We start from the raw sequence: 17,189 nt of genomic DNA on the forward strand, positions 1-17,189 counted from the left end.
TGGCTTATGACAAAATTAGTTAGAAAGATTGGACTGGTGGCGCACGACGCCATGAAGAAAGACCTCATCGAGTGGGTTCTCTGGAACTCTGAATTGCTCATGGGGCATAAGTTTTACTGTACAGGTACTACGGGAACTCTTATCCTTGAGGCTCTTAAGGAAAAGCATCCCGATGTTGAGTGGGACGTTACCATTTTGAAATCCGGTCCTTTGGGTGGTGACCAGCAAATGGGGTCTCGCATTGTGGATGGCGAGATTGATTATCTTTTCTTCTTCACTGACCCTATGACGTTGCAGCCGCACGATACAGATGTGAAAGCACTGACTCGTCTTGCTGGTGTTGAGAATATCGTTTTCTGCTGTAACCGTAGTACGGCAGACCATATTATTTCAAGTCCGCTATTCATTGATCCGACGTATGAACGTACTATTCCAGATTACACCGGATACACCAAGCGCTTTGAAAACAAACCGGTGGTTGCCGAGGCAGTGGAATCTGCGAAAAAGCGGAAGAAAAAGAAATAAAAGAGGCAATAACTCTGATATGAATAGAAAAGGTGTGGAAGACTTCCGGACGGAAGATTTCCACACCTTTTCTTTATATAAGGATTATGTGTTTTGATTTAGAACATATATCCTACAGAAAGCTGATAGCCATAATCTCTTATACTACACTGACCCTGTATTTGTTTAATGGCTTCATTGTATTGGAAAGAGACTGTATAATGTTTGCTGATAATGGCTTTTAGCCCTGCGATTCCTCCATAAGTCCAATGACGGAGAGCATCAAGGTCCACCTTTTGGGTGGAACCAGGTGAGTTAATGATGGGAATCTCGTAAGAATATCCTTTCATAGGGTTCCAACTCACATGTTTAATATTCTCTTTGCCATCAGATGTAGAATTTATATCTAATGGGCATTTACCTGCACTAAAATTATACGAACCATATACCCCGATTGAAGGAATCAAACTTAGCTTTTTACTAATTTGAATATTGTATCCTACTTTTAACGGGATAACAATATGATTCAGTTTTATTTTAGCATCCGGGAAACGGGGAAGCATATTATATGACATTTCCATTTTACTTTGGGTCTGCATGAATGAGGCTCCTGACATCAGCATCCAATGTCTTTTAAACTCATAATCCACAGTTCCTCCAATTTGGAATCCTGCCCCCATGCCACCTACTTTTTGAGCCTTGTAATTGCTGCTACTTTTGAAGTGTGTCAGGTTCATTCCTGCATCTACACCAAATCTTACTTGTGCGGAGACTTGTAGTGATAGGTATAGTGCTAATAGTAGAAATAATGTAAATCTTTTCATAATTATCTTATAAATGCTAGTGTGAAATCTCCTCCGTATGAACCACCTTCTAATTTGGGTAGCGTGTGGGTCCCATAAGTACCATACTTACCTACATATCTTGCAAATACATTTGTGTATGATACTTGTTCTGATGTATTGGCTGTTATGTCTGTCCATACAGATATGTTCCCTGATAAAGAAGTAGCTCCGGGCTTCAAGCCACCTACACTCCAGTCAATTTTTCCATCATTATGGAATGCATGAAAACGTACGAAGTCAAGATTGTAAGGATCTCCTGCTGCATTAGGTAGAGTAAAGTACATTGGAGATGCAGATAATTGGAAATATACATCTCTGTGATTATCTCTTTTCCAACCATGCCAGGTTTTCTTTTGGCAACCCACATGAACTTTTATTTCACTTGAACTAAATAGGTCCACTCTACCTGTTGTTTTTTTCTTGTCTCCAATAAAATTTTGAAAATTGAAGCTATTTGTTTCGCCAGAGAGCGGGGTATAAGCGTATACAGCTTTGTCTGATTCACTCATATCATCGGAAAGAGAAATTTTCTTAACTTCATTTCCGATAACTACTTTACGATTGCTGTTTACAAGGTAAGTAGAAACATTATCACCGTCGGGTACATAAAGTGATAAATCTTCATTATCATACTTGTTAGTAACCAATAATCCTTTATATTTCTCCACATATTGAGAATATTTAGTTTTAAAGTCAGATTCGCTGGTTGCCGTGTTTGCAATTTCTTCCAATTCCTCATCTGCTTTCACGGCAAGTTCCTGCAATGAAATGAAATCGTTGGCATCTACATAAGCTAATCTGTTACAGGATTGCATGTCGTTGATTTCTTTTAAAGACAATTGATAATCGTCTTCTGAGGCAAATTGTAAAGCGGTTTCTCCTTGTATAGAACTTCTTGTCTTACTATTATCCGTTGGGATAATTTCTCCTTGGTCAGTAATCTGTACTACTTGAAACTTTTGGGGTTGTGCAGAAGAATTGTCAATTGGTAAGTTGTTTTCTTCATCTTGGCATGAAATGGCAGCTAATGCAATAGCCGTTAGAAATAATAATTTCTTCATAATTTTAAATTGTTTTGATGTTAATAAAATAGTTAGTTAAATCTCGTTTAGTGTGATTTCTGCTGTTACGTCTATGGTGGGAGAGGTTATCTCTATAGTATAGATATCCGATTCTGGAGCATAGACGTTTACTGTTTTTCCTTCATAAATGGAGGTCTTGAATTCAGAAACAACTACATTTCCGTCCTTATCAGTCACAGTGATATCTGCTTCCTCTAAGGCAGATTGAAAAGTAATAGTTAGGTTGTCGTCTATTTCATCGGCAGTTAGGTTAAAAAATAAGGGGCTACGGAAGATAGACTTTGAATGTGAATTAATAATTTTGGTATTCACTTTGTGCCGATGCTTTTTGTGTGGCATTGCACTCATCGGTATAATAAATAATACCGATAATAGAATAAATAATAATTTAGTTTTCATTACGATAATAGTTTTATTGTTTTCGGTTGCAAAGTTAGGGCAAACAATTATTATGAATGCATTTTTGCAGTCACACTATAAAACCGTAACGTGTTGATAAATAGCTAGATAATGAAATGTATAGTCACATCTTGCTTTTTTCCTTATTCATTCTCTCCTTTAGCCTGTATTTTTTCTGGTTGAGAGGATGTGTATCAGTATAACCAAAACAAATTGCAATGGATAATGGCTCAAGAGAAGTTTCTTGCAGACAAAGGAGCAATTTATCATCTTCCGTCAGTCTGGGATATTCATTTTGGAGGAAAGAGATATAACTTTGATATATTCCGAATACTGTCTTTTTTAATTGTTCCTGCTCTGTAGTAGTCAAGGCTTTCATCTGTTTTTTATTCGTAGTGGTTTGCCCGGACAGAGTAATCACTCTTTTGTAGATACTGCTTTGAGTAAGCAACCAATTGAGTAGCTGTTGTTTTTCTTCTTTTAAGCGAGCTATGGCTTGCTCTCTTTCTTCTATTTGCTGCTCTTTATTTTCATGTTCTTGCTTTAAATTATTTTGTTTCTGCTTTAGTAAGTTAATCATTAACTGATTATTTTCGATGGTGGTTTCTAAAGAAGACAATTTATTTTGTGTTTGCTCTAAGGATTGTTTGTATTGGAGTTGAAGCCGTTTTTTCCGATTTATGCGGTTTTGATAGATAAGTATGATTAGGAAACAAACGAATACGAAACCTGTGATGGTATTTCGTACAATGCGGTTTCCTTTTATTTGTTCCTCTTTTACTTGCATTTTTGTGTTGTATTCATAAATTAATTGTTGTATTTCAGTTGACTGTTCCATATGATATAGAGAATCTATGATGGCAGACTGTTCTTCCAGATAGATATTTGCTGTTTTGTAATCTCCGTTTTCTTTTTCAAGGTTATATAAGCTTTTTAAACAAGAGGTCTTACCTTCAATGGGTATATCCTCCAAACTTTTGTTTAAATAATATCGGACTGAATCTTTGTTTCCTCCTGTTTTTAGAAGTAGGTCTCCGAGGTTAAAATAGTAATTTCCATGATTCTCTTTTTGTGGTAGTTCTATAAGGGCTTTCTGTGCATAATACAAGGCAGAATCAAGTTCCTCAAATCCATCAAATTCGAGACTTAAATTGTGCTTGGACATCGCAATCTGGAGGGAATCTCCTGAGGCTATAGCATAATTTAGTGCTTTGCGCTGGAACATCAGGGTAGAGTCCTTTTCATCTATTAAGCAGTAATATGTACTGATATTGTTTAGTGCCATTGATTTCTCCAATTCGGTGGTACAACACTGATACAAAGTTTTGTATATCCCTATAGATTCGTCATAATATCCGGCATCAAAATAGATATTCCCCAATGAACTGAGTAATAATTTTTTTGTTTTAAGTTCTTTCGGAAAATTTTGTATGATGGTCAATCCCTCCTGAAGATATGAGATAGCCTCCTTTACTTCTTCCATCTCAACAGCCAGTCTGCCTTTATAAAGCAACGCTACCGCTTTTTCTTTTTCATCGTCATCATAATAATCTAATGCTACGTTCAGTAGCGAGTCGCAAGGTAGCAAAGAGAGTTTGCACTTGTCCGTGGCACGTGCAAGTAGCAACGCATAGCGTGCGCATTCTTTGTCGGAAAGTCCTTCTATTTCTTCCGGTGATAAGTCCAATGACCGGAGTGCACTGTCGGGATATTCTTCCATGAGTGTATCGGCATGTGAGAGTAATGTTTCTGTTTCGCTTTTGTGTGAACAAGAAAATAGTAGTAGTAAAACAATAAATAATGCTGCTATAATCTTTAAGTTTACCATTTGGTCGGTTATTTTGTTGGCAACAAAGGTATAAATAATTATTTATAAAGCTGATGGTAAGAGGGTGTTTTTTATAGTTCATTCAGAAAAGCTATAATTCGATTCATACTAATTTACCATCGCAGTCCATGAAAGGCCAGTAAACTTTCCGGTGCTTTGTTTGTTCCTTCGGCAAGAATGAGTTACTTTTGTCTTATCGCTGCCGAAATAATATGAAAACGGGAACAATTATGGAAGAGAATGTAAAAAGAATACCTTATGGCGTATCCAACTTTGTAGAAGTGGTGGAACAGAATCAATATTATGTGGATAAAACCATGTATCTGCCTTTACTGGAGCAGTAGCCCAACAGTTTATTCTTTATCCGTCCCCGCCGTTTCGGAAAGAGCATTTTCTTAAGTATGTTGCGGGCTTATTATGACATCGCCCAAAAAGAAAAGTTCCGGAAGCGCTTCGAAGGCTTGTGGATAGGCGGTCAGCCTACACCGTTGCAGGGGAAATTCCAGATACTCTATCTCGACTTCTCGCGCGTGGGAGGTATAGGTGCATTAGACCGGAATTTTGATGATTATTGCAGCGGGGCCTTGAATAATTTTGCTCTTATTTATGAGCCTTACTATTATCCGGGGTTCGAAAAGGATATGAAAGAGCAATCCGGTTCTACCAATAAACTGAACTTCCTGGATTGGCAGGCACACAATACCGGTGCTGCCAACTAAAATACCTCTCCTCCAAAGATTCGGAATCGAAAGCTGAAACGCAATGGCAGGAAGCGGTGGGGCAGGTAAGGATGTATGCCGCTGCCCCCAAGGTGAAGCAGTTGATACAGAATACGCAGTTACATTGCATCGTGGTGCAGTTTCGAGGCTGCGAACTGGAACGAATGGAGGAGGTTTCTTTTTAAACTCTTTCGCATTGTACTTCCACCCCTGCCGCATCCAAATCGGCTCCCATGGGCGGATTGCGTTTAGCGAGTTTCAGTTCAATAGCTTTTACGGTGGGGAAAGTGCGAAACAGGCGCTTTACGATACGTCCGCAAACATGCTCCAGCAATTTAGAAGGTATCTCCATCTCTGCTTTCACATTTTCGTATACATCGGCATAGCTGACGGTATGTGTCACATCGTCAGTCTCGGCTGCACGCGCAATATCGACTTTCAATTTCAGGTTAATGACAAATTCATTACCTACTTCTCGCTCTTGCTGACCTACACCGTGGTAGGCAAAGAAACGGACGTTATCAAGGAATATATAACTGTTCATATCAATGGAATATTAGGTTAATGACAAAAATAAGAATAACTGCCCAGTAAACAAAGAAAACAGGTATATTTGTATCTGAAGAAAATCGTACCAATCTGTAATATATGTTGTACCTTTGCCCTTCAATCATTAATTTTATAAATATAATGGAAAAAGAAACATTTGATTATTCAAAAGTGCCTCATAACTTTGGTCTGTGCGCAGCAGCAGATTGTTCTCATGCCGACACTTGTTTACGCCGGATTGCATACTCTCATGCTCCGGCAAACATTACTTTTCTGCCTACGCTGAATCCGAAAACGATTGAGGCTATGGCGGGGAAATGTGAGTATTACCGTTCCAACAAGAAAGTGAACTATGCCAAAGGTTTCGTGTGTACTACGGAAGCTCTGGCAGTCAGTGTATCAGGAACCTTCCGCTACGGGCTGATTGGTCGATGGGGAATCAGAAAATATTATCAGAAGCGGAAAGGAGAAACGCTACTGTCGCCTGCAGAACAACAAGAAGTGATTGCCTTGGCCAAGAAACTGGGCCTGCAAAAAGGGGAGTATTTCGATAGTTATGTAGAGGAATATAACTGGTAACTAAGTTTCTGTGCCCTGTCATCCTGCGAACAGGTAATCACATCTTACGAACAAACAGCCGTGCCCTCGGCAGGTGAATGTATTTCACCTTACGAGGACACGGCTGTTTCCTTTCATTGTTATCTTGTTTACCTCAAATGGTAACTCCATTTACATGCCGAGGTAAAAGCGTTTACAATAGGAGGTAAAGAGCGTTACAATAAGCGGTAAAGGTCGTTACATCCAGCGGTAAATGCTTTTACATCATAGCGTAAATGAAATGTAAATGCAATGCGCTGATAATTAAAGCACTAATGTGTTGCCTGAATATTATCCTTTTCGTCCGGTCTGTTCTATCAGTCCTTTGATCTTCTCGTTCAGGCTATCCGCTTTCATCAGTTGTTCCAGCGTCAGGTGCATACGGTAACGCCAGTAATGTCTGGGGTTGGCAGGCACGTTGATGCGCTCTTCCTGTACATTGGGGTTGCGCCATTTTCCGTCCATAGCCATCCAGTCCTGCAAGGAGAGGATGCACAGGATAGAGTTGCTGTAAAGATGGTTGCGTACCACTTGTTCGCAAAGTTCCGGAGTGACGACGGCAGGTGCGGCGCCGTAATGCCCCAGCATGGTGTTGTAGTACCGTTGCGTTTGTTGGAAATCTTCTTCCCACCAGCCGCGCAGCGTAGACATATCATGCGTAGAGATGGTGCAAACCGAGCGGTACGGATACCAGTCCGGATGTCCGAATTCCTGTGAAGGATCTTTCGGCATGCGCTGTATCTCCAGACTAAGGATGCGCAGGTCGTTCATCACCCAAGCTACGCAATCGGGAATCATGCCGAGGTCTTCACCACATACCAGCATACGGGTAGATTGCGTCAGTTGCGGCAACTTCTTCATGGCTTGTTCGCGCCAGAACTCGTTGTGGCGATGATAGTAATACTGATCGTACAAACGGTTGAATGCCGCCTTCTCCCAATCATTCAGGGCACGGTAGATGTAATCGTGTTGTACGCCGATACGCGGGTGGAACTTGTTCGGGTCTTCGCGGTCGGGCACAAACAGTACGTCACTGATTAATGCGTACAGTCCGTCGCGTATCCAGATGCTGTCTTCGTCTGTCTTTCCGGCAAAGTAGGCTTCTACTTTGCGCTGTGTGTCGAACTCGGGACGCATGCGATATATTTCCCATGTTTCGGTAGGCTCTATGAAGGTCTGCTTTACATAATCGGTATGCGGACCGAACATTTGTCCGAGGAAGTATTCATGGATATAGGGTTTCGTAAAGAAATCTTCGCGGAATGCTATTCCGTAGCCTTCTATTTCTTCGCGCGTCATCGGCAAGGCGGGGACAAACTGGCCCAGCAGTCCGTGTACGGCGTGCATCGGGATTTCCCAAATGCGGAAGAAGCCCAGGATGTGGTCGATACGGTAAGCGTCGAAGTATTCCGACATCTTGCGGAAACGCTTCATCCACCAGGAATAACCGTCTTTCTCCATTACGTCCCAGTTGTAAGTAGGGAAGCCCCAGTTCTGACCGTTCACGGAGAAGTCATCGGGCGGTGCACCTGCTTGTCCGTTCAGGTTGAAGTAGTAAGGTTCCGTCCATGCTTCCACGCTGTTGCGGCTGATACCGATAGGGATGTCGCCTTTCAGTACTACACCGTTGGCTCGTGCGTGTTCCGTTGCAGCCAGCAGTTGCAGATGCAGGTGGAACTGGATGAAGAAGTAGATGGCGATATGCGGATAGTCGGCAGATTCCGGCTGGCATAACTTTTCTATTTCTTCTGCTTTATATTCTGTGAATTTCGGCCATTCGCGGAAGTTGGGTGTCTTGTAGGCATCGCGCAGATAGCTGAACACGGCGTATGGCTGTAACCATTCTTTGTTGTTCTCGAAGAATTTCCGAAAGGCATCTGATGCCAGAACTTGTTCGCCTTCCTGCTTGTATATCAGGCGGAAGAACTCCCATTTTGTCTGGTTTACTGCTTCATAGTCCACGGCAGGCAGGGCGTTCAGCTCTTTCTGTCGTTTGTTGAATTCTGCCATTGCCTTTTTGTCCTTCAACGTACCCATCTGTTTCAGATCGGCATACATGGGGTGGAACGCATAAATGGATATGCTGTTGTATGGATAAGAATCCGTCCACGTATGTGTCATGGTGGTGTCGTTGATAGGTAATATCTGTACGGCTTTCTGGCGGGTAAGTACAGCCCAGTCTATCATTTGTTTCAGGTCGCCAAAGTCACCTACGCCGAAGCTCTTTTCGGAGCGTAGCGAGAAGATGGGCACGGCTACTCCGGCACCTTTCCAGTCGGGTAGGGCGAAGTAAACGTAACGGTCACCGATCACCAGTGTTTCGTTAGCGCCTATCTGCGGATCGGCCATGTAGCGGTTGGGATTGTTCTCCCATGCCACGGCACGACGTTCTTTCTTATTATAAAGGATGAATTTATACTCCAGCGGGAAGCTGATTTTCGAGGCGTCTACTTCAACCTGCCATTCCGGGAAGTTGGCGTCGCTCATCAGAACGGCTTTATCCGCGTCCCAATCTCCCAGAACTTTCTGGTTGCCGCAAATGCCCAGGCAGTGATCATTGTCGATGCACGGAGCATACGCCTTGATCAATAATCCTTTCTTGTGGCTTTTGGGAGCGGCGCTACGTTCGGGATGCGCAAGCAGGGACTCCGTGAAAGCAGACGTGTAGAAGTATTGCTGTTCGGGCAGATTCTTCCAGCAGTCTTGCAGGCGGTAGACTTTCTTCTTGTCAGCCGATACATAGAGCGTGCGGGGAAGGCTGTTCCATTCCGTACGTGTATCTTTGCCGTCGCGATAAATGTAATAACTGTATTGTACGATGCCGTTTTCAGGCGCTTGAATGTCCGCATCTAAAGTCCAGTGAATGCCATCCACTGTTTGTAAGGGTACGGCTTTACCGGGCTGATTGTTACCCAGTTCAGGAATAGATCCTAAGACTCTAACCTCTTCACCCCAACTTGTGCGGTACTCGATATGAAAAGATAGTATCATATAATATTAGATTTAGTAATAGCTGCATTGACTATGCAAGTATAGACATTATTCCGCATAATCAAGCAGCTACCGCTATCTAAGTTTTTTAAATTCCTATGCAAACGTTTGTGCTTGCATTTCGCAGGTCTGTTTCTATCCGCAACGTGAAGCTCCGCAAGTGGTACAAATGAGGCAACCTTCTTGATATACAAGTGTTTCGTTACCGCAGTTCGGACATTTCTTGCCTTTGGCTTCTGTGCCGTCCGTTATGTATTTCTTTAATGCGCGTTCCACGCCGTTCTTCCAGGTATTGATGCTTTCGCTGTCCAGTTGCAAAGAGCCGACCAGCTTGATAACCTGTTCGATAGGCATACGATAACGCAATACTCCGGAGATCAGTTTGGCGTAATTCCAGTATTCTTTGTTGAACTTCTCGGACAGGCCTTCGATGGTGACTTTATATCCGCGTTTGTTCTGGAACTGGAAGTCGTAACGCTTGCTTCCGTCCTTATCCACCTTCTTTATAATATGTCCGGAAGTAACGTTTTTGGGCAGGATGATGCCTTCGTCGTCGTCCTGAAGACCGGTGAAGATTTCGTAAGGATGTCCGTCCAGCAAACCGACGAATGCCACCCACTTCTCTTTGTTATTCTGGAAACGTACGATGTCGGCGTCCAGAACGGTCGGTCGGGTTTCTACTACCGTAGGTGGTTTGCAAGGAGGCATTTCATCTTTCTTGTTGCTTTTGGCAGAAATGAGCACGCCTGAACGTGAACCGTCGCGATAAACCGTACAACCTTTACAGCCGGATTTCCATGCCTCTACATACAGGCGGTTTACCAGGTCTTCATCCACATCGTTCGGCAGGTTGATGGTCACACTGATGGAGTGATCCACCCATTTCTGGATGCGTCCCTGCATCTTGACTTTCATCAGCCAGTCTACATCGTTTGAGGTTGCTTTATAATAAGGTGATTGCTCAACCAATACGTCGATCTCTTCTTGTGTGTAACGTTTAGAAGGGTTGTGTCCCTGTGCTTCCATCCATGTAACAAACTTGGGGTGGAAGACAATATATTCTTCAAAAGCATCTCCTGTTTCATCCACAAAGTCTACGTGTACGTTGGTGTCGTTCGGATTTACCTTACGGCGACGTTTGTATACGGGTAAGAATACAGGCTCGATACCTGAGGTAGTCTGAGTCATCAGACTGGTGGTACCTGTCGGTGCAATAGTAAGGCAGGCAATGTTACGGCGACCGTATTTCTTCATATCCTCATACAACTGGGGATCTGCTTCGCGTAAACGATTGATGAACGGGTTATTCTTTTCACGTTCGGTATCGTAAATTTCGAATGCACCACGTTCTTTTGCCATTTCCACTGATGAACGGTAAGCACTCAGGGCAACGGTCTTGTGTACTTTTTCAGAGAATTCGGTAGCTTCTTCCGTACCATAACGCAATCCCAGTGCAGCAAGCATATCACCTTCGGCAGTAATACCTACACCGGTACGGCGTCCTTGTCCGCTCTTCTTATAAATTTTGTCCCACAATATACGTTCTGTATGTCTCACATCTTCGCTTTCGGGGTCAGCATCAATCTTTTCCATGATGCGTTCTATCTTCTCCAATTCCAGATCGATGATATCGTCCATAATGCGTTGAGCCAACGCTACATGTTTCTGGAACAATTCAAAGTCAAAGTATGCATCCGGTTTGAAAGGATTTACCACATAAGAATAAAGATTGATAGCCAGCAAACGGCAGGAATCATACGGGCATAAAGGGATTTCACCGCATGGATTGGTGGAAACTGTGCGATATCCCAGGTCTGCATAGCAATCGGGTACGGATTCTTTTAATATGGTATCCCAGAATAATACACCCGGTTCTGCCGATTTCCATGCATTGTGGACGATCTTCTTCCACAAGTTGGTTGCATTGATCTCCTTCTGTACGGTTGGTTCAGCGGCATTGATAGGATATTGTTGGATATATGGAGTACCTGTGATAGCGGCGGTCATAAATGCATCGTCCAGTTTCACAGATACATTGGCACCTGTTACTTTGCCTTCCGTCATTTTAGCATCGATGAATGCTTCCGAATCGGGATGTTTGATAGATACACTCAGCATCAGTGCGCCACGCCGTCCGTCCTGAGCGACTTCACGCGTGGAATTGGAGTAACGTTCCATGAATGGTACTAAACCGGTAGAAGTCAAAGCTGAATTTTTCACCGGAGAACCTTTCGGGCGGATGTGCGACAAATCGTGTCCTACACCGCCACGACGTTTCATGAGTTGTACTTGCTCTTCGTCTATTTTGAAGATAGCACCATAAGAATCCGCTTCACCATCTACTCCGATCACGAAGCAGTTAGACAAAGAAGCTACCTGATAGTTGTTGCCAATTCCGGTCATCGGGCTTCCCTGCGGAACGATGTACTTGAAGTGGTCGAGCAGATCGAATAGTTCCTCTGCACTTAATGGATTAGAGTATTTAGCCTCAATACGGGCTACTTCATTGGCTATTCTCCAATGCATGTCTTTTGGAGACTTTTCGTAAATATTTCCGAAAGAGTCTTTTACTGCGTACTTGTTTACCCAAACACGCGCAGCTAACTCGTCGCCCTGAAAATATCGTAAAGATTCTTCATAAGCTTCCTCGTAAGAATAAGTTTGTTTTTCCACGATTCTTTTTTCCTTAGATTTATTTTTTAATAAGTAAGAGTGTAGAAGTAATACCTATCATTAACAAATGCGATTGCAAAGCTAAGAATGTTTTTCATTATAGCAAAATAAAAATAGAATAAATTATGAACAGGTTGTGAAATTACCATTTCTGAATAATAGTCTGTTGATTTATAAAATATTAGCATTTTTACGTGAACAAAAAGTTTCCAAAAAAGAAAATTATTTTTAGTCTATGATTGTACTGGCTAATTGCTTTTAGAAAACATGGATAAACTTTACACTCGTTCTTTGGCAACAAATTGCTATTCTTTTCCTATATTTGCAAAAAAATAAAAGAATGGAAATCCTAAAACAGAGAAGAACAATCCGCAAATATCAGCAGAAAGATATTTCTTCTGATTTGTTAAATGATTTGCTTGAGTCTGCCTTTCGGGCCTCTACAGTCGGGAATATGCAGGTGTATAGTGTAATTGTAACGCGTGATGCAGAACGGAAAGCCAAGTTGGCACCGGCTCATTTCAATCAGCCGATGGTGAAAACTGCGCCTGTGGTTTTGACTTTTTGTATAGATCTGCGTCGTTTTACTAAATGGTGCGAACAGCGAAAAGCGACTCCCGGATATAATAATTTAGAGTGGTTCGTAACCGGCTCTGTAGATGCCCTGCTGGCAGCACAGACTTTTTGTGTGGCTGCGGAAGAAAAAGGATTAGGTATATGCTATCTGGGTACGACGACTTACAATCCGCAAATGATAATCGAGGCTCTGGAGCTACCTGAATTAGTATTTCCCATTACAACTGTGACGGTGGGCTGGCCTGCCGAGGAACCTGCACAGGTAGATCGGTTGCCGTTGGAAGCTATTGTACACGAGGAGACGTATCATGATTATACTCCCGAAGATATAGATCGTCTGTATGCCTATAAGGAATCTTTGCCTGAAAATAAGCAGTTTATTCTTGAAAACAACAAAGAAACTTTAGCGCAAGTCTTTACGGATGTACGTTATAAGAAAGAAGATAACGAAGTAATGTCGGAGAATCTTTGGAAAGTAATAAAAAAGCAGGGTTTTTAACCCTGCTTTTTTAATGATGCTTGGATGTCATCTATTTCTGCGCGGAAAGCTTTGTCTACTTCCCGTAATTCTTTAATGGTCTTGCAGGCATGCAACACGGTTGCGTGATCCTTGTGGCCTATTAATGCGCCTATCTTAGCCGTCGAGAAATCTGTGTAAGATTTGGCGAGGAACATGGCTATCTGGCGTGCCTGTACAACTTCGCGTTTTCGTGATTTGGTATGGATTGTAGCGGTGTCCAGTGAGAAATGCTTGCATACCACATTGATGATGTCATCAACGGTAACCGCTTTACTTTCACTTTTCACTACCTTCCGCACAATGCGTTGTGCCAGTTCCAGATCAATTTCTTTATTATATATAGTAGAATGTGCCATGATGGAAATGACGATGCCTTCCAAGTCACGCACGCTGTCGCCTACATTTTCTGCGATATAATCGATTACTTCCGGCGGGAACTGTAGTCCGTCACGGTGTATCTTATTACGCAGGATGTTCTTGCGCAATTCTACGGTCGGTCTTTCCAGTTCAGCTACCATACCCCATTTGAAACGGGTGATGAGCCGTTCTTCCATACCTTGTAGCAATACGGGAGCACGGTCTGAAGTTAGGATAAGCTGTTTGCCGTTTTGGTGTAAGTGATTAAAGATGTGGAAGAATGTATTTTGTGTTTTGGTAACACCGGCAAATTCTTGAATATCATCAATAATCAATATATCGATTGATTGGTAGAAGTTGATGAAGTCGTTTGTAGTATTGTTACGTACAGAGTCGGTATATTGCACCTGGAACAAATGTGCCGATACATATAATACTCTCTTGTCCGGATAAAGTTCCTTAATTTTTGTGCCGATAGCATTTGCAAGGTGTGTCTTTCCTACACCCGACGCTCCATAGAAAAACAGCGGATTGAAAATTGTTTTCGCCGGGTTCTGAGCGACAGCTTCTGCTACGCTGCGTGAAAGTTTATTGCTATAGCCTTCTATAAATGTTTCAAAGTTGTATTCAGGATTCAGATGCGGATCTAAATCTGCAATAGGAGTTTGCGGTATTTCTCTGCCGATTACCTTTTTTTGTGGAATAATGGTGCGGGGAGTAGATTCGAGATTGACGGTAGTACGTGAACTCTTATCTACCATTACATTATACAATAACTTGGTGCCATCACCAATAACTTTATATAGAGTCTTACGCAACAAGTCAACAAACTTGTCCTCCAAAAACTCATAAAAGAACTGGCTGGGCACTTGTACGACCAGCGTCTTGTCCTCATATTTTAAAGGTATGATGGGGAGAAACCATGTTTTGTATGTCTGCTCCGGAACATTGTCTCTGATGATTTCAAGGCAGCGGTTCCATAGCCCGACATGATTTAATTCACTCATAACGGCTTTAAATACATTTATTAATTAAGCAAAACTTCTACGCTTGCAAAATTCGCAATCTTATTTGAGAAAAACAAATGTGTTTTTTCTTGTTTTTCTGTTAAAAGCAATAAGCTCTTTACTTTCAATTACTTATCTATTTATATGTAAATAGCCCCTTTTGAAGGCTATTGCATTTTTATAAGTATCTGTACCATAGTATGATATGTATATAAATAACAGGATTTTAAACTTTTTGAAGGATTGTATGGAAGGGAATACTTTAGTTTCTACACGGACTTACCGCGGCTTTTCCTCTCAAATCAGTTTGCTCTTGTTATTTAGACTTATTCTATTTAATAAGTTTTTTCCTACTTATCTTTTTTGCCGAACAAGGAGAAATGAACGTACCTTTTGGGGTGTGATTTCAAGTCTTCAAGAAGGCTGGCTGCATTGGCTGTTGTAGCATTCAGATTGTTGTAGAGTGAGGGGTCGTTTAATAATAGACCAATCGTATTGTCTTTCCGGCCTAACTGGTCTGTAATCATTTTTACATTAGCCAATGTAGAGTCTATGCTGGCAAACGCAGCGGCATAATCTATTTCTTTCAGGTTATTGCTGACTATGATGAAGTTATCCCCGATAGTATTCAACTTTTGCGTGAGCTGGGGAATATCTTTACTCATGATAGCCTGCAATTGCCGGCTGGTCATTTCCATGTTCGCCATCGTGTTTTGTACACTATGAAGTGTACCCGGGATTGCCGGATCTCCAAGTATCGTATTCAGTGAGGCAAGAATTGAGTCCAGCTTGGGAAGCATTTTCTCCACTTGTGGCATAACTGCGGCTACCTGGTCCATGACGCCATTGTTGACACTACCTTGTAAGGTATCGCCTGTCTGGTACTTTTCGCGGGGATTATTTGCCAGCAATAGATTCATTTTTACACCTCCCATAAGTTCAGAGGTCAGTTCAGCAGTACTACCTTTCGGAATACGCAATTCCGGATCTACATCGATTTCTGCTATGACTTTTCCGGATTGTGTGTAGTCATAATAAAGATCGCGTACAATGCCTACACGGAAGCCATCGGCAAAGACCGGACTTGATTTAGTTAATCCATTTATGTTATGGAACTTGACGTAGAAATAGTTGGTAGGCTTAAACATGTGGATACCTTTCAGGTAATTAATACCGTATACTAATATGCAGAGGGCAACAATACCCGCTATTCCTATTCTAACCTCTTTCGTAAGATACTTCATCATGATGTTATAGTCTTATTATTTATTTCTTTTTCTTTTTGAACTCCTCGATAGCCGTTTGAACGTTTATCTTCTTACCATTCTTAAAAGCGATGATAAAAGCGTCCTTAAACTTTGGCGTTATTTCACGTTTGGTACGTACTACCTTGTTATAGTCTGTTGATGAACCGTATGTATATTTATAAAGTCCATCTTCCTGGAAATGTTCCACACCTTTCAAACCTTTCAGTCTTTTATCATTGGCTGCGATAGGACGTGAAGAGGTGAGTATTTGTATTTTAAACACTGGACTGCCGGTATCGGTTTGCGATTCGGTAACTTTTCCTGCATTTTGTTTCGTTCTGGTAGTATTTGGGGTGGCTGCCGCTGGTTTTTGGGGGATTTCGAGAGATTCCTCAGTCTTTTCGTTGGTAGCATCTGATTCCTCTACATTGCCGGCATCTGTTTCTTCCGGTAATATGGTACGGCTACTTCCTGTCATACGTATTTCGTGTTCACGTTTATAGGACAGGAAAGCGCGGAAGATTCCGTTTGCCAATGTAGTACTTCCGGCTTCCGAATTTAGATAACGTTCCTCTTCCGGGTTGGATATAAAACCGAGTTCTACCAGGATACTGGGCATGGCACTGGCTTTAAGTACCAGAAAACCTGCCTGATGCACACCACGGTCTGCACGTTTACAGGTATGGCGGAACTCCTTTTGTACCAGTGAAGCTAGATGTACACTTTGAGACATATATTTGTCTTGCATGAATTCAAAGATGATGTACGATTCTGCAGAATTCGGATTAAATCCTGCATAACGTGTTTTGTAATCACTTTCGTATAATATCACGGAGTTCTCCCGCTTGGCTACTTCCAAATTAGCGTCTGACTTGGCTAAACCGAGTGTCCATGTAGAGGCACCTTTGGCTGTTTTACTACCTGCCACAGAATTGGTGTGAATGGAAATGAACAGGTCTGCTTTTGCGTTGTTGGCAATATCTGCACGTCGGTCAAGAGGAATAAATACATCCCGTTCGCGAGTATATACCACTTTTACGTCCGGACAGTTCCTCTTAATTTGTTTTCCCAATTTTAGGGCAACATTTAGATTGATGGTCTTTTCTTTGGAGAATTTGCCTAAAGCGCCAGGATCATGCCCGCCGTGTCCGGCGTCAATAACGACAACGAAATCTTTCGCTTCAATGCTGGTGGTACAAAAAGGAGAGAAGAACAGCCCGAAGCAAATACTTATATATAATATGTATCGTTTATAGAGTTCCATACTAAAAGCCGTTGCAAATGTAGTGGAAATT

The 17,189-nt window shown here is 42.0% G+C and carries 14 protein-coding genes and 1 pseudogene; 5 read left to right on the forward strand and 10 right to left on the reverse strand.

What is annotated here, in order from left to right; translation table 11 throughout:
• The first annotated feature begins 6 nt into the window (after positions 1 to 6).
• Positions 7 to 525, forward strand: coding sequence for a methylglyoxal synthase (locus DW036_RS10040; RefSeq protein ID WP_118463809.1), 519 nt, complete (start codon positions 7 to 9; stop codon positions 523 to 525).
• Between the two features lie 98 nt (positions 526 to 623).
• On the opposite strand, the gene DW036_RS10045 is transcribed toward DW036_RS10040, so the two are convergent.
• The 4 genes from DW036_RS10045 to DW036_RS10060 form a co-directional block, all read right to left on the reverse strand.
• On the reverse strand, positions 624 to 1,328 hold the full coding sequence (locus DW036_RS10045) for a porin family protein (RefSeq protein WP_118463812.1): 705 nt from the start codon (positions 1,326 to 1,328) through the stop codon (positions 624 to 626).
• A gap of 2 nt (positions 1,329 to 1,330) precedes the next feature.
• The gene (locus DW036_RS10050; protein WP_118463815.1) at positions 1,331 to 2,410 is read right to left on the reverse strand and encodes a DUF4848 domain-containing protein; all 1,080 of its coding nucleotides are present in this window, start codon (positions 2,408 to 2,410) and stop codon (positions 1,331 to 1,333) included.
• A 36-nt stretch (positions 2,411 to 2,446) separates the two neighbouring features.
• Positions 2,447 to 2,743 (reverse strand): DUF3244 domain-containing protein, encoded by a 297-nt coding sequence (locus tag DW036_RS10055; protein WP_233560375.1) that lies wholly within the window; start codon positions 2,741 to 2,743, stop codon positions 2,447 to 2,449.
• Positions 2,744 to 2,954: 211 nt separating this feature from the next.
• On the reverse strand, positions 2,955 to 4,418 hold the full coding sequence (locus DW036_RS10060; protein WP_369906283.1) for a hypothetical protein: 1,464 nt from the start codon (positions 4,416 to 4,418) through the stop codon (positions 2,955 to 2,957).
• Between the two features lie 470 nt (positions 4,419 to 4,888).
• On the opposite strand from DW036_RS10060, the pseudogene DW036_RS10065 reads away from it, so the two are divergent.
• Both DW036_RS10065 and DW036_RS10070 read left to right on the forward strand, forming a co-directional pair.
• A pseudogene (locus DW036_RS10065) lies at positions 4,889 to 5,368 on the forward strand (AAA family ATPase); the annotation flags it as partial.
• Positions 5,344 to 5,562: a PD-(D/E)XK nuclease domain-containing protein gene (locus tag DW036_RS10070; RefSeq protein WP_118463824.1), complete on the forward strand. Its 219-nt coding sequence runs from the start codon at positions 5,344 to 5,346 to the stop codon at positions 5,560 to 5,562. The pseudogene DW036_RS10065 and the gene DW036_RS10070, both read left to right, overlap by 25 nt.
• On the opposite strand, the gene folB is transcribed toward DW036_RS10070, so the two are convergent.
• Positions 5,559 to 5,921, reverse strand: a complete 363-nt coding sequence (gene folB, locus DW036_RS10075; protein ID WP_117692202.1) for a dihydroneopterin aldolase — start codon at positions 5,919 to 5,921, stop codon at positions 5,559 to 5,561. The two genes, DW036_RS10070 and folB, sit on opposite strands and share 4 nt — an antisense overlap.
• A 146-nt stretch (positions 5,922 to 6,067) precedes the next feature.
• On the opposite strand from folB, the gene DW036_RS10080 reads away from it, so the two are divergent.
• Positions 6,068 to 6,505 (forward strand): DUF6078 family protein, encoded by a 438-nt coding sequence (locus DW036_RS10080; RefSeq protein ID WP_118421227.1) that lies wholly within the window; start codon positions 6,068 to 6,070, stop codon positions 6,503 to 6,505.
• Between the two features lie 309 nt (positions 6,506 to 6,814).
• On the opposite strand, the gene DW036_RS10085 is transcribed toward DW036_RS10080, so the two are convergent.
• Both DW036_RS10085 and DW036_RS10090 read right to left on the reverse strand, forming a co-directional pair.
• A complete protein-coding gene (locus tag DW036_RS10085) occupies positions 6,815 to 9,514 on the reverse strand; it encodes a 4-alpha-glucanotransferase (RefSeq protein WP_118463827.1) in 2,700 nt (899 codons plus the stop codon).
• A 135-nt stretch (positions 9,515 to 9,649) separates the two neighbouring features.
• Positions 9,650 to 12,187, reverse strand: coding sequence for an adenosylcobalamin-dependent ribonucleoside-diphosphate reductase (locus tag DW036_RS10090; RefSeq protein WP_118463830.1), 2,538 nt, complete (start codon positions 12,185 to 12,187; stop codon positions 9,650 to 9,652).
• 340 nt (positions 12,188 to 12,527) lie between these two features.
• On the opposite strand from DW036_RS10090, the gene DW036_RS10095 reads away from it, so the two are divergent.
• Entirely contained in the window at positions 12,528 to 13,262 is a 735-nt protein-coding gene (locus DW036_RS10095; protein ID WP_022391636.1) for an NADPH-dependent oxidoreductase, read from the forward strand.
• On the opposite strand, the gene dnaA is transcribed toward DW036_RS10095, so the two are convergent.
• The 3 genes from dnaA to DW036_RS10110 form a co-directional block, all read right to left on the reverse strand.
• A complete protein-coding gene (gene dnaA / locus DW036_RS10100) occupies positions 13,259 to 14,647 on the reverse strand; it encodes a chromosomal replication initiator protein DnaA (protein ID WP_118463833.1) in 1,389 nt (462 codons plus the stop codon). The genes DW036_RS10095 and dnaA overlap by 4 nt on opposite strands.
• 350 nt (positions 14,648 to 14,997) lie before the next feature.
• A complete protein-coding gene (locus tag DW036_RS10105) occupies positions 14,998 to 15,891 on the reverse strand; it encodes an MlaD family protein (protein ID WP_118464286.1) in 894 nt (297 codons plus the stop codon).
• Between the two features lie 22 nt (positions 15,892 to 15,913).
• The gene (locus DW036_RS10110) at positions 15,914 to 17,158 is read right to left on the reverse strand and encodes an N-acetylmuramoyl-L-alanine amidase (protein WP_118463836.1); all 1,245 of its coding nucleotides are present in this window, start codon (positions 17,156 to 17,158) and stop codon (positions 15,914 to 15,916) included.
• Positions 17,159 to 17,189: the final 31 nt, after the last annotated feature.

Source organism: Bacteroides sp. AF39-11AC, from assembly GCF_003474285.1.
Lineage (GTDB): Bacteria > Bacteroidota > Bacteroidia > Bacteroidales > Bacteroidaceae > Bacteroides.